Annotated in this window: 10 protein-coding genes; 5 read left to right on the top strand and 5 right to left on the bottom strand. The window is 45.9% G+C overall.

Annotated elements, in window-relative coordinates:
- Window positions 1-36: 36 nt before the first annotated feature.
- Entirely contained in the window at window positions 37-1,185 is a 1,149-nt protein-coding gene (locus NIES208_RS14845; RefSeq protein WP_075893764.1) for a hypothetical protein, read from the bottom strand.
- 176 nt (window positions 1,186-1,361) lie between these two features.
- Entirely contained in the window at window positions 1,362-1,970 is a 609-nt protein-coding gene (gene rpsD / locus NIES208_RS14850) for a 30S ribosomal protein S4 (protein WP_075893765.1), read from the bottom strand.
- Between the two features lie 1,001 nt (window positions 1,971-2,971).
- On the opposite strand from rpsD, the gene NIES208_RS14855 reads away from it, so the two are divergent.
- The 4 genes from NIES208_RS14855 to purQ all read left to right on the top strand — a co-directional run bounded on the left by NIES208_RS14855 (window position 2,972) and on the right by purQ (window position 6,292).
- A complete protein-coding gene (locus tag NIES208_RS14855) occupies window positions 2,972-4,120 on the top strand; it encodes a hybrid sensor histidine kinase/response regulator (protein WP_075893766.1) in 1,149 nt (382 codons plus the stop codon).
- A gap of 15 nt (window positions 4,121-4,135) precedes the next feature.
- Complete coding sequence (locus NIES208_RS14860) at window positions 4,136-5,161, top strand: permease (RefSeq protein ID WP_075893767.1); 1,026 nt, start codon at window positions 4,136-4,138, stop codon at window positions 5,159-5,161.
- A 72-nt stretch (window positions 5,162-5,233) separates the two neighbouring features.
- Complete coding sequence (gene purS, locus NIES208_RS14865) at window positions 5,234-5,488, top strand: phosphoribosylformylglycinamidine synthase subunit PurS (protein ID WP_216349419.1); 255 nt, start codon at window positions 5,234-5,236, stop codon at window positions 5,486-5,488.
- A 114-nt stretch (window positions 5,489-5,602) separates the two neighbouring features.
- On the top strand, window positions 5,603-6,292 hold the full coding sequence (gene purQ, locus NIES208_RS14870; protein ID WP_075893769.1) for a phosphoribosylformylglycinamidine synthase subunit PurQ: 690 nt from the start codon (window positions 5,603-5,605) through the stop codon (window positions 6,290-6,292).
- Here purQ and NIES208_RS14875 read toward each other — a convergent pair.
- Entirely contained in the window at window positions 6,275-7,483 is a 1,209-nt protein-coding gene (locus tag NIES208_RS14875) for an MFS transporter (protein ID WP_075893770.1), read from the bottom strand. The two genes, purQ and NIES208_RS14875, sit on opposite strands and share 18 nt — an antisense overlap.
- 112 nt (window positions 7,484-7,595) lie before the next feature.
- On the bottom strand, window positions 7,596-8,240 hold the full coding sequence (locus tag NIES208_RS14880; RefSeq protein ID WP_235641403.1) for a hypothetical protein: 645 nt from the start codon (window positions 8,238-8,240) through the stop codon (window positions 7,596-7,598).
- 676 nt (window positions 8,241-8,916) lie between these two features.
- On the opposite strand from NIES208_RS14880, the gene NIES208_RS14885 reads away from it, so the two are divergent.
- The gene (locus tag NIES208_RS14885; protein WP_075893772.1) at window positions 8,917-11,202 is read left to right on the top strand and encodes a ribonuclease R family protein; all 2,286 of its coding nucleotides are present in this window, start codon (window positions 8,917-8,919) and stop codon (window positions 11,200-11,202) included.
- A gap of 278 nt (window positions 11,203-11,480) precedes the next feature.
- Here NIES208_RS14885 and NIES208_RS14890 read toward each other — a convergent pair whose 3' ends face one another.
- Window positions 11,481-13,013: a bifunctional aminoglycoside phosphotransferase/ATP-binding protein gene (locus tag NIES208_RS14890; RefSeq protein WP_075893773.1), complete on the bottom strand. Its 1,533-nt coding sequence runs from the start codon at window positions 13,011-13,013 to the stop codon at window positions 11,481-11,483.
- Window positions 13,014-13,245: the final 232 nt, after the last annotated feature.

A 13,245-nucleotide genomic window follows, 5' to 3' on the forward strand; every position in this document is an offset into this window, starting at 1 on the left:
TGATAAAACTCAAAAAGTTAGCGGTACTTGAAACCTTTAATTGGTTTCTGCACTCAGTTCGGCTTGTTCTTGAGCTGCTTTAGCAAAGGCGATCGCACTGTAGAGCTGCCAGGCTGGATCCCAGTGGGTTTCTTTGTGTTCTTCTTGGCGAAATAGATGGGTTTGCGCATCAATTTTACGAATGAGTTCGGGGAAATCCGCCGCATGGGTCGCAAAACTTTTAAAATCGTCGCATTTTGTGGCGTGACTCAGGTGTTGCGCTAACTGGGTCTGGAGATTGTTCCAACTTTGGCGGACACTATTTTGTTCAATTTGTTGCAGCATCTGGGATTCCGAAAAGAAAGATACGCCTTCTTTAAATTGATAGTGTTGGTCATTTAAGCGCAAAATTGTGAGGCGATCGCCGACGTGTAGATCCAAAAAATGAGCATAATCTAAAACCTTTGTCTTGTAATAGGTTTTGCCCCGGGCATTTTTCTCAAGGGACTCTTCAAATAGCGGGATCATCCCCTCCACATACTGCTGAATTTCCGACCACTCAAACGAAATCTGGACAGGCTGCTGGGCAATATCTAAACATTGCACCACCAAATTCGGATTTAACTGTTTAATGAACTGTACTTGGAAAACTTGAACCGTTTGTAACTGTTCTAAAGACAGACAAAAGCCCGGAATATCTCCTGCCTGTAAGGCATTCGCATAAAACCTGAGATCTCCCAATTGGCCTGTCCGGAACAAGCGCCATGACTTGAGGGGAAGTTGCATTTGCGCAGAATAGGGGTCTGTCTCCATCACCTTTGCAAAATGCTGAGCCGCTGCTTTTTTTGCTGATTTTTTAATGGGTTCTAAGACAAACAAACCATATTCTTCGCCCCCCAATGCCGCTTTTTGGGCGGCGATCGCCTCAGCCTGCCGTTGTTGCTCCCGCTCCTCCAATGCCAAAAGAGCCTGCCGAGTAGAGCCCATTAATTTCGGACTACTACTAACCCGGAGTAATTTTCGATAACGTATAGCCGCATCCTGCTCTCTGCCAGTCCGCTCAAACCAACGAGCGATATAAAATTGCAGCCACGGATCCTGCGGCTCAAACCCTTGCCACTTTTTTAGGAGAGATTCGACACAAGAGAGATTTTCATCATCTAAAGCTGCCTGAACTTCTTTAACAAAATCGCGTGACTTACTCATTGCCGTATCAATTTACCAGTCTATCCCTAGACCTTTATACTACCCAGATCACCTTGATCCATCCTCATTTCCAAAATAGAATAACCCCAACAAAAAAGAGGAGCCAATACACTCCCCTTTCAAATCAAAATTTCATTTAATTTTGCGATCAAATATTGACGCGATGCCGAAAAAAATTACGCCATACGAGAATAATACTCAACCACAAGCAATTCGTTAATCTGCAAAGCAACCCACTCACGCTCAATAATGCCATTGACTTTACCGGTTAAAGTCGGCTTATCAAACTCAAGGTGACTAGGAATATTCGCTAAGCCCGGAAACTCCATGTTCGCTTCCACAAGCTTACGAGAGCGATCGCGATCACGAACAGTAATAACATCACCCGGACGACATTGATAACTCGCAATATCAACACGGCGACCATTAACCAAAATGTGACCATGGTTAACCAATTGACGCGCCGCAGGAATAGTACCAGCCATACCTAGACGAAAGATCGTATTGTCCAGACGCATTTCCAACTGTTGTAGAATCGCCTGACCCGTAGAACCAGTCGCACGACGCGCCTTACGGACATAACGAATCAGTTGCTTCTCAGAAACGCCATAGTTAAAGCGCAACTTCTGCTTTTCTTCCAGACGAATCGCATATTCAGAACGCTTACGACGGCCTTGGCCATGCTGTCCGGGTGGATATTCCCGACGCGCGCTTTTACGGGTTAGACCCGGTAATTCACCTAGTCTACGGGTAATACGTAGACGTGCTCCACGATAACGAGCCATAAGGTTTTCTTCTCCTTAATGTTTACTTGATGTCAAAAAAGACCTCAAACCGCTTACTACGGCTCTTTTTGAGATTGTTGCCCACAAGAGGGAGGTCAAAAGTTGGACGTCTTGGGGGCGGAAAATTCTGGCAAACCAATGGTCGTTAATTCAACGAAGTTATTGGCTTTGAACAAAAAATTCACAACCTTTCTAAAATAGCACAGCTCCTTAACCTTATAAAGCCTGACTTTAGGAGGATGGATGTGGATTTTGGGTGATTTTGATGTAGAGAGGAATGGCATGTCCTAAAAGTGATGAAATTTTAGGAATAATAATGGCTGTTAAATCGCCTTAAACGGATAGTCTTTATAACTGTTCCACCGATGATGTTTGAGGTGAATGGTCGGCATCGTCGTTAAAGGTGCCGTCATGAAATTGTGTAAATCATAATAATCACAAATGTTATTACTAGATATTTAAATGCCTAGTATAAGTTTTCCGCTTTTCTAAGAAAAAAATAGTGATTAAGATCTATATATCCACTAAGGATTGTTTCAGGGTCATTGCATCAAAATTTGTGATCCGGATCACATACTTGCACAACCTTTGATGAGTAAATTTTTTCGCGCAAGCCAAAGTTTGAGTGGTCTTGATTTAGGCTATTTTTGTCTGGCTTAAGACTGTCATGAAATAATAAAAAAGCTCTAAGACCCTTGCGGTACAATTGGTTCATTGTCAGTGTGTTTTGTCAACTGTTTTTTGATGCGATTGTTCTGAGGGTTGTTTTGATTGTTGGGCATTTGAAACTGTTGTTTTAATTTTTTCTGACTATTGTTTTAAATTTTTTCGACTAGTATTTACTTCGCTTTGGTGCTCCGACAATATCATTTTAATATTGGTACTCTTATCTATAATTTTTCCATGGCAAATCCTCTAGTTTGCATTGAGCAATTTGTTCAAGTGTGTGCAGCGCCATATTTCTCGCTCCATGGTGAAAAGATTTGTGGAGAAGATACTCTGTGACAAAAATTTTGGTCGTTGATAATTATTCTGAAACTTCGGAAAAACTTTGTGAAGTGCTACAACAGGAGTCTTTTCAGGTGTTGGTAGCGAGTAGTGGGAGTGTTGCTGTATCGCTCTTGGAGCAAGAGCTGCCGGATTTGATTCTTTGCAATGTTGATGTTTTTCCTGTGGAGGGACTGGATTTTTTGTGCGTGGTACGGGAGCGACCTGAAACGTTAATGACTCCTTTTATTTTTTTGTCTTCAAAGATCTCTGAATCTAATCGCCGTACTGGAATGAATTTGGGGGCGGATGACTATGTTGCTTTGCCTTTTGATCCTCAGCGATTAATTGAAACGGTGAATTATCGGTTGTCGCGACATCAAGTTTTTGAACAACAAAGCTCTTGGCGCTTGGAGGAGTTGCGGCGGAATTTGACGGTTGCGCTACCCCATGAATTGAGGACACCGCTCCAGGGGATTATTACGTCTTCGGAGTTGTTGAGTGAATATTGGCAAACGTTAGAACAGGATGAGATTATTGAAATTACGCAAAATATTAGTCTGTCTGCTGATCGCCTGAATCGTCTCATTCAAAAGTTTTTGGTTTATTTCAAGCTTGATTTGGTTGTGAGTGATCCGCAGGAGCGGGAAGGGTGGCATTTTGGTTCTGTTAGTACAAGCCCGGTGTTAATTCGCTCGATTGGTAATAAGGTCGCTCGGCGGTATGAAAGGGTCAATGATTTGTTTTGTGGGCTGTGTGAAGCGACGATCGCCATTTCTGAGAAGTGGTTCATGCTTCTGATGGAAGAGGTGATTGATAATGCTTTTAAGTTTTCGCAGCCGGCAATGGTAAAAAATATGACGGGAACTGCTGTGCATATTACTACGTCTATTGAGGGCGATCGCTGGGTTTGTCGGATCCAAGATCAAGGCCGGGGTCTTTCTGAGGAAGATATTGCTCATATTGGTGCTTATATGCAGTTTGATCGTTTGCAGTATGAACAACAGGGCACGGGTCTGGGCTTGGCGATCGCCGAACGTATTGTAAAAATTTATAATGGAACGATGACGATTGATAGTACCGTTAACGAGGGCACTCTGCTCACAATTTCTTTGCCTATGCAAGACGCCATTGAGGTTGAAGACAACTTTTTAATTGGCTAGTTTGGCCGCTTCTCTATGAACCAGTTACACAACGCCTTTACTTTATTTGTCAGTCTGTTAGTCGAAGCCATGCCCTTTCTACTGTTGGGGGTGATTTTATCTAGTGTGTTATTGGTTTGGGTTGATGAACGAAAATTAATTAAAGTTCTACCAAAAAATCCCCTGTTGGGGGCGTTTATGGGTAGTTGTATTGGGTTTATTTTCCCGGTCTGTGAATGTGGCAATGTGCCTGTTGCTAGGCGATTTTTGATGCAGGGTATTCCGACATCTGTTGCTGTGGGCTTTTTGCTGGCTGCTCCTACTCTCAATCCTGTGGTGATTTGGTCTACGTGGATTGCTTTTCGGGGACAACCGGAAATTGTTTTATTTCGGATTCTTGGGTCCTTGGCGATCGCCACCATTGTTGGCACAGTCTTTAGCGTGCAACCTGATCCAAAAGTGCTATTGCAGCCCCGGTTATCCCAGCGACTAAAGTATCTCCAAGAGGTTGCTCAACCCCAAACGACAGCGGTAAAGAGTCCACTTTTGCAAACGGGTACTTTTTTCCTTGGTGCGAGTCCCCAGGGGAATATGCCCCTAGAAGCTGTTGCGACCCAAATGCCGGAGACCATTGTCCCGGCTCCCCAAAAAACGACGAAGGAAAAATTTGCCGCTCTATTACTCAATATTTCCCAAGAGTTACGTGAACTGGGGGCGGTCTTGATTTTTGGTAGTGCGATCGCCGCCTTAATTCAAGTTTTTGTGCCGCGGGAAGTGGTTCTCAGCCTCGGACAGGGCACGGTTACCTCGATTATCGCCATGATGCTATTGGCGGCGATCGTCTCTATTTGCTCCACCGTCGATTCCTTCTTTGCCTTATCCTTTGCCTCCACCTTTACCACTGGCTCCCTACTTGCTTTTTTGATTTTCGGGCCAATGATCGACATTAAAGCCGTGGGTCTTATGCTCTCCATTTTTAAACCACGCTTTATTTTGTATTTCTTTATGTTGGCGGGGCAATTGACTTTTATTTTGGCGTTAGGGTACAGCTACTTCGCCTAAGATCTTCGATTAGATTTTTGTAGAAGACCCTCACAACGTACAATAAATACCGTTTTCAACAGTCAAATTTCTATGCAGTACCACGCCCAAATTTACGTTACACTTCGTCCCTCTGTGCTTGACCCAGCAGGTGCGGCGGTTGAGTCTGGTTTAGGTCAGTTGGGCTATGCGGGGGTATCTGAGGTTCGTATTGGTAAATATATTGAGCTAAATTTATCGGCGGCGGATGAAACTGATGCCAAGGACAAAGTCGATCAAATGTGTGACCAGCTTTTAACGAATCCTGTGATTGAAAATTATCGTTTTGATCTAACGCCTGTCGCCTAAAGCATAAAATGCGATGGGTGATGCTGGATACCTAGGCTGATCTGGCTTTGATAAATTAGCAGTCGCTACATCTATTTTCCTGTTCTCTGATCACTGTTCTCTGATATCTGACCTATGAAATTTGGTGTAATTGTTTTTCCCGGCTCAAATTGCGATCGCGATATGGCGATGGTGACGGAAGGGGTATTTGGGCAGCCGACGCGCATGGTGTGGCACCAGGAAACGGATGTGTCTGATTTGGATGTGATTGCGGTTCCCGGTGGGTTTAGCTATGGGGATTATCTCCGCTGTGGGGCGATCGCCCGTTTTTCGCCTGTGATCAAAAGCGTGATTGAACATGCTAACCAAGGCAAATATGTTTTAGGTGTGTGTAATGGTTTTCAGGTGCTAACAGAAATTGGCCTGTTGCCCGGTGCTTTGGTACGCAATCGTGACCTGCACTTTATTTGCGATCGCGTGCCCCTCAAGGTTGAGCGGAACGACACAAACTGGACGCGGGGCTACAAAACAAACCAAATTATCAATATTCCCATTGCCCATGGTGAAGGTCGCTACCATGCTGATCCGGAGATGCTGAAAAAAATTGAAGACAACGGTCAAGTGCTGTTCCGTTATTGCGATGTCCAAGGGAATGTCAATGAAGCCGCTAATCCCAATGGCTCTCTCAATAACATTGCAGGCATCATGAATCAGCAAGGTAATGTGCTAGGCATGATGCCCCACCCAGAGCGAGCCTCTGATCGCAATCTCAATAATGTCGATGGTAAAGGTCTATTTGAAGGGTTATTAAACCTCATTGCTTAAATCTTTTGAAGACCTCGGTAAAAATGGCATGAGGGCAAGTCCGGCGGCGATCGCCAAGGCGCAGACGCCAATCACTCCTTGCAGAACAGCCATATTTTCTGAGGCAAAAATGCGAGGAAATAAATCATTGGCTAAGCCCGAAACTCCGAAATAAACACCAATGCCAAAGCCAGCCCAGCGTCCCGGCACTGTCATAAAAATGTAGGGTAGTGTGCCATTACGCACGGTAGCAAAGGCAAAAATCCAGAGAATGGCAACAAGTACGTACAGCCACGCTAAGCCGGGAGAAGCTAGCAAGAAAATCAGCATAATGCTGAGGCCACTGAGGGCGATCGCCAAGAGGGGATAATCCCGCCATTGCCGCCACAGCCAAGCAATCGGCACAGCAGCTAAAGCCAATAGCAGATTCAGTAGGGGCATTAAATTAGTCTCTGCGCCGAAAATTCCTCCGGCAAAAACATCGCTAAAATTACCCATAAAAATTTTTGTCCCCCATGCTAAGGCGATCGCAATTAAAGCGGTGCGAATCACCCCATCCCACGGTAAAGCTGGATTTTTTTGAGGCTGATCATCTGCTGGCGGCTGTAGCGGTGGCATCAAAAATTTCAAAAAAGTTGATGCGGCAAGGAGCGTAATTGACCCCACTAAAAACGCCGGCATTGCGCCCCAGCTAAGAATAATTTCTTTAATATTGCCGCTGATTAGCCCCATCAACCCACCAGTCATGGTGAGAATTGAAATGGCGAGCGGTAACTCGGACATCGGTGCACTTTTGAGGAGTAAAACGTAAACGGGAGTGCGGAAGGTGGTCATGGCCAAAGCCCAGGCGATCGCCGCCAGTGGCAAGAGCAAGTTCAAAGATAATTGCAGCGTAGCGATAATCGGTAAGGCGACAAACGTCACAGAAGACAGAATTACGCCGAGGACAATTAACGGGGCACGACCGCCGAGTGTGCGTTGTTGTTGATCGCTGAGTAGCCCAAAGATAGGCTCCATAAACAGCGCGAGCACAAATTCAAAGGTTAATAAATTTGTGGTAAAAGTTTCTGAAAATCCCCAACTACCTAGCATGTCCCCAAGGTAGGCACGGTAGGTAATCCACATCAGAGTTAAGGAGCTTTGCACAGCGGCGATCGCCACGACGCGCCCCCAAGCAATCCCCAACGCGCGAGAAGAATTTGTTGTCGCCATAATCCCAGTTTAGTCAGCAGCAATGATTCTGCCTCAACAATAGCGAAGAATATTTTAGCGAGGGACTTTAGTAAAAATACGCTACGAAAATTTAGCCGAGCAGATCACCAAGTTAAGGAGAGGGCTGGCCTTCTAAAAACCGCAAAAACTCCAGTAGCTCAGCATCAGAAAGTAATTGGCGCGATCGCTTGCCATAGGTTTCTAGGAGATAATTGCGCCCCTGCTCACTCGTCCACCCCAAACGCTTCAGCTCCACATCACTGCGGGCAATAATATCGGAAAAATCGAGGGTTTCCTCGACCGCTGGTGGCGCACTCGGTGGCGCTTCTTCCACCACAGGTTCCGGCTCCGGCGGGGCGCTGAGAGGCAATTCAAACTCAAAATCCGCCGCTGGTGGTGCCGCTGGTACGGGTTGTGTCGCTGTCGACGGTTTCAGTGGTACAGCTGTGGGCGAAGGCACAGGGACAGGCATGGAGGGAGCGGCGATCGCCGACTGTACAGGAGTCACAGCCGGAGTGACCTTTTTTGTCCCCGCCACCAATAAACCTAAAGCCCTTGTTCTAGCTTGATCCTCAGCTTGCTCCACCGATGATGCCGCAGCCAAACCACTCGCGAGGGTGACTCCATCATTCTGAACTAAAACCCGGACAACGTACTGACCATGTTCAATAGCCGCCAGCTCGCTCACTAAGCCGCCTTGGGGATAATGCTGTCGAAAAATCTCTGGTGTCATGGAACCTGACGCTGATTGCTGCACTAATTATAGTGCAATAGTACTTGATCTCACCCTTGAATTTAGCCTGAAATCGACCGAAATGAAAGGCCACATGGAGGGTATGGCTATTACAGGGTACAATGTTGCCGAGGCTACATGGCAAACACCATACTAAGACTTAAAAGTGCGTTCTGTAAGCGCCATAGTTGCTCTTGTTACTTTGGCATCTCCTTTTGCGAGCGCCTTAGTGCCAGACCGTCTGCCTGTATCGCCTAAATCCTAAAGATGTTATTCAGCCACAGGTAACAGCTTTTTTGTCGCTATCTGAATCGTTACTCCGGTCAGTTTCAGATTGTTTCTACTTTAGACGCTTCTCTGGCGTTATAACCCAGAATCTTTACGGGTAAGTAGAAATATGACACCAACAACAATTGAGTAGTCCATCGACTTTGTCTTTGCGTAAGCGATGTCCTGTTAGCCTTTCAGCGTTACACAGCTTACCTTTAAAGTTTTCGACGCAAGACCCTATTGATATATTTGCGGCTAGAAAATTTAAGCATAGTTCGATTTGCATTGTTGCTCTTTGTGGCACTCCCCCTGACAAAACGGTTGATTTTCTCCCAATTTTTTGGGGCGGATCACAAGAAAATTAATGGTTAATTTGGTTTTGGCAGGTTCCTTATTTCACTTTACTTTCTGACGAAAAGGATCGTTTTGCATGGATTTCTCAGTCGCTACACTGCTGTCTTACTTTACTGACGACAAATTAGTTGCAGGTAAATTTCTCGAGAAGAAGTTAGAGTGCAATTCTGACGAGGATAGTACTGATCTTCAAATTGTTTTAGATGCTTTAGAACGTGCCAAATTGTTGGCAAAGGAGCGAGGGAAGTATCGTCGTATCACTGATGAAGGCATTGTTGAGGCGAAGTTGCGCTGTTCTAGTAAGGGATTTTGTTTTGCAATTCAAGATTCTGAGGATGCAGAGGATATTTATATTCGTGAAACCTATTTAAGTAATGCTTGGAATGGCGATCGCGTGCTAGTCAAAATTATTAAAGAGGGCACGAGACGGCGATCGCCGGAAGGGGCGGTGAAGCTCATTTTAGAGCGGGCAAATCCTTCTCTGTTGGCAAAGGTTGTTAAGAAAGAAGAGGGTTTTCGGGCGGTTCCCTTGGATGATCGGTTGTTATTTGAGTTGGAGCTAGAGGATAAAGAAGCCCAACTGCAAGAAGCGATTGATCATCTTGTCCATGTGTCGGTGGTGCGTTATCCCATTGCCCAGCATTTACCCCTCGGCGAAGTCACCAAGGTGCTCGGAAGTGACGCTGAGGAAGCGGCTGATACGGATATTGTCTGCTGTAAGCATGATTTGTTACGGGAGTTTCCGGAAGATGTGATGGCGGCGATCGCCGAGATTTCAGCGGATTTAAGCGATGAGGCGATCGCCCAGCGTCGTGATTTGCGTGATCAATTGACGATCACCATCGAAGACGAACAGCATTTAGCGGCAGACAACGAAGCTTTTGTAGAGAATGCTTTCACGCTGTCGAAGACCGATAGTGGCGCATGGCTCCTGGGCATTCACCTCGCCGACATAGCAGAGTATGTGCCTGAAGGTAGTGCCCTAGATCGTTGGGCGAAAAAGCATGGTACAGCGGTTTTCCTTGGCGATACAACCATTCCGATTTTTCCGCCTGCTCTAAAAGAAAAAATTAGTTTGTTACCCGGTGGCGATCGCCTCACTCTGTCGATCTTCCTCACCATTGATGAACAAGGGGTGGTGAGCGAATTTGAAATTACACCGAGTGTGACTCGTGTTGACCAAAGCCTAAGTTATCAGAAAGTACAGCACCTCCTCAGTAGCGGCGAAGAAGTAGAAGGTGACCTAAAAGATGTCTTGGCTCTATTGAACGATCTAATTTTTAACCTGAGTCCCCTCGTTAAAGCCCAGAGATTGCAGCGTGGCGGCTTCCAAATTTCCTTACCCGAAGTGGTGTCTGCCTTTAAAGATGAAGGGCGCTTTGGCACGATGATCGTGTCCCCCAGTTTGCCCGTGCGATCGCTGCTATCTGAAGTGATGATTTTGGCTGGGCGTGCCGTGGCAGAACATATGACGGCTTTAGAATTGCCTGCTATCTACTGTTATCAAGCCCAACCCGACTTTGAAAGCCTCGAAAATTTGATTAAGCTCGGGGGCAATTTAGAGCTTGATCTGAAACTTGAGTCGGAAGAAGAACTGCTGCCCCATGACTATCAGCACTTTATTCAAGAATTTAGTAAAGTTGATGCCGCTAAAATTTTGAATTTCCTCCTTCAGGCTACCCTCGACTCACCTCGTTATGGTAAGCATCCCCATCCCCACTTTGGCCTCGCCTACCGAGATGGCTACACCCGCATCTGTTCTCCTGCCCAGCGCTATGGCGATTTGGTGATGCAGCGTATCCTCAAGTTCGTGTTGAGTGAAGGGCGCGATCGCCGTTCCAGCCGCGTAAAAAATGGGGTCAACCTTGGTAGTAATACCTGCCATGAGAAGGTGAACTGGAAAGTCCTCACTGCGGCGAAGCAAGCGGAAATCGAGGAAACCATCGCCGGATTGTTGCTGCAACTAAATGACCAAGAAAAAGTTGCTGACGATGCCGAAAAGGATCTCCAAGGTCTCAAAAAAGCCGAAAAAATGAAGGCTCACACGGGGGATACATTCAAAGGCGTGATTACGGGTGTCCAGTCCTATGGCTTCTTTGTGGAAATTGAAGATCTGCTCGTCGAGGGTTTAGTGCACGTGAGTTCCCTAAAGGATGACTGGTACGAATACCGTGCCCGCCATAGTTGTCTTGTGGGTCGTAAAAATCGCGTTGCCTATCGCCTCGGGAATACCGTCGAAGTGGAAGTGAAAAGTGTCGATTACTATCGTCAGCAAATTGATCTGGCGATCGCCAAAAGCTCCGATGATGCTGACCAAAATGATCAAGCAGAATCAACGGACGAGTCTTGGGAAGAAGAATAAACCCGCAATAGTTGCCGACTAAATCACAAAAATAATATATAAAAAACCCTCTAGATCGAGCAAGATGGAGAGGGTTTTTGACTATGGAGTGTTGTGAGTGATTATTTTGTGAGTAACCATATAGCCAAAACCCATAAGTTTAGGACTATAAAGTCGGAGATTTAGGAAATTCTAGCGAAGTAAGCGCAACCTTTTGAAAAAGCTCAGATTTTTGAACCCCAAGGTCTTTGTACTAATCTTGCTAGCCTTGGCTACATAGTCAAACTTGCTGACTACGACTACAAATAACTGATGATAGCATCTATATTTTGGGTCGTGTCAATGCTCCGCACCCATAGAGATTCCTCGTCGGTAAAGCTTTCCGCTTTATCAATTTGAGCCTGTAGCAAATCTGCAGTGGCATCGGAAATGTCGTCGGTACGATTTTTTAAACGTGTTTCTAGGAGTGAAGTGGGCGCTTGGCAATACAAAATTTGATAGGGTAACTCTGCTGCCTGACAAGCCTCAATCACTTTTTGTCGTTGAGCTGTACGGTCAAATTTAGCATCAAGAATAACCGTAAAGCCCTGCTGCGCTAAGAGTATGCCGAGTTCGGTTAAGCGAGCATAGGTTTTTTCGTTCATCTCTTGACTGTAAAGACTGTTGTCACCTGTGGCATCGAGAGCAATGCCTGCTAGGTGTTTGCGTAGGGCATCAGAACGGATTTGAATGGCATTCCAGATGCGGGCACAGCGTCTTGCAACAGTGGATTTCCCGGAACCAGATAGGCCAGACATCATGACAACTTTACCCTTCGGAAGCTGGGTATATTGCCAGGCTAGTTCGTAGTATTCAGAGGCTGTTTTGGCTGCTGCTTGTTTGGCTTCTGCGGCGATCGCCGCATCATCCAGAAGAAAAGATGTCACCTTCGCCCGCACATAGGCTTGGCGGCTTAAATAAAGGGGCAGCACCTGTAATCCTTCCCAGTCCCCTGTTTCCTCGACATAGGTATTGAGAAAAGCATTCCCTAATTTTTGAGCACCACGGGCATCGAGATCCATTACAGTAAAGGCAACATCGTACATCGTATCGACGAAGCGAAATGGCTCATTAAATTCGATGCGGTCAAACAGCTGAATTTTGTCCTGCCACAAACAAATATTGCGCAGATGAAGATCGCCATGGCATTCACGAATTTTGTTTTGGTCGCGGCGACTGGCAAAAATATCTTCACGGCTAGCAAAGAAATTATCAGTAAAGTCCTTCGTTTGCTCAAAACGCTCTTGGGTTTGCACCCGGCCAATGTAGCCTGCTGTTTGGGCATAATTTTCGTCGATCGCCTGACGAATTTTGGCAATTTCCCCAAAACCGCGAATGTAGTCGTTGGTGCGAGTTGTGCCGTGGAATGCCGCCACCGCTTTTCCGAGCTGCACCATATTCTCCTCAACGAGGGTTCCCGCCTGAAACATACCGCTGAGTAATGCCTCTTGGGGAAATTGACGCATCTTGACGGCATACTCAACCACTTCCCCCTGACCATCAATGGCATAGTCTTTACCGTCGTAGGTAATGGACACCACATTTAAGTAAACATCTTTTGTGAGTTCGCTGTTGAGGCGTAGTTCTACTTCACAAAAATGCTGACGTTTTTCTAAGGTGGAAAAGTCAAGGAAGCCAAAGTTTACAGATTTTTTGAGTTTGTAGGCATAGTCCCCTGTCAACAGTACGTAGGATACGTGGGTCTGCACCAATTCGATATTGCCTGTGACTTTATGGGGATAAATATCTGGAGTCTGTAGTGTACTAATGAGGGCTTCGATGGTGTGGGACATGAACCTGATCTACCTTGGCGAGGAGCTTTGCTAACTTTCGCATTTAACGATAGCACCATTCCTCGGTGATTCTACCTTGGGCGATCGCCTTCTTCATTAACGTCAGTTATGGATAAGAATGTAGCCAAAATTCTCTAGAGAAAAAGAGACACGGAGAGGGAAAGACACGGAGAGGGAGAGACACGGAGAGGGAGAGACACGGGGAAGCAACGAAAATTTGCATTTTTTGAAA

Origin of the sequence: [Limnothrix rosea] IAM M-220 (assembly GCF_001904615.1) — a bacterium.
Classification (GTDB): Bacteria; Cyanobacteriota; Cyanobacteriia; order Cyanobacteriales; family MRBY01; genus MRBY01.

Bases quoted from the DNA above. Each gene is read 5' to 3' on its own strand.
- NIES208_RS14845 (WP_075893764.1), bottom strand. From the start codon at position 1,185: ATGAGTAAGTCACGCGATTTTGTTAAAGAAGTTCAGGCAGCTTTAGAT.
- rpsD (WP_075893765.1), bottom strand. From the start codon at position 1,970: ATGGCTCGTTATCGTGGAGCACGTCTACGTATTACCCGTAGACTAGGT.
- NIES208_RS14860 (WP_075893767.1), top strand. From the start codon at position 4,136: ATGAACCAGTTACACAACGCCTTTACTTTATTTGTCAGTCTGTTAGTC.
- purS (WP_216349419.1), top strand. From the start codon at position 5,234: ATGCAGTACCACGCCCAAATTTACGTTACACTTCGTCCCTCTGTGCTT.
- purQ (WP_075893769.1), top strand. From the start codon at position 5,603: ATGAAATTTGGTGTAATTGTTTTTCCCGGCTCAAATTGCGATCGCGAT.
- NIES208_RS14875 (WP_075893770.1), bottom strand. From the start codon at position 7,483: ATGGCGACAACAAATTCTTCTCGCGCGTTGGGGATTGCTTGGGGGCGC.
- NIES208_RS14885 (WP_075893772.1), top strand. From the start codon at position 8,917: ATGGATTTCTCAGTCGCTACACTGCTGTCTTACTTTACTGACGACAAA.
- NIES208_RS14890 (WP_075893773.1), bottom strand. From the start codon at position 13,013: ATGTCCCACACCATCGAAGCCCTCATTAGTACACTACAGACTCCAGAT.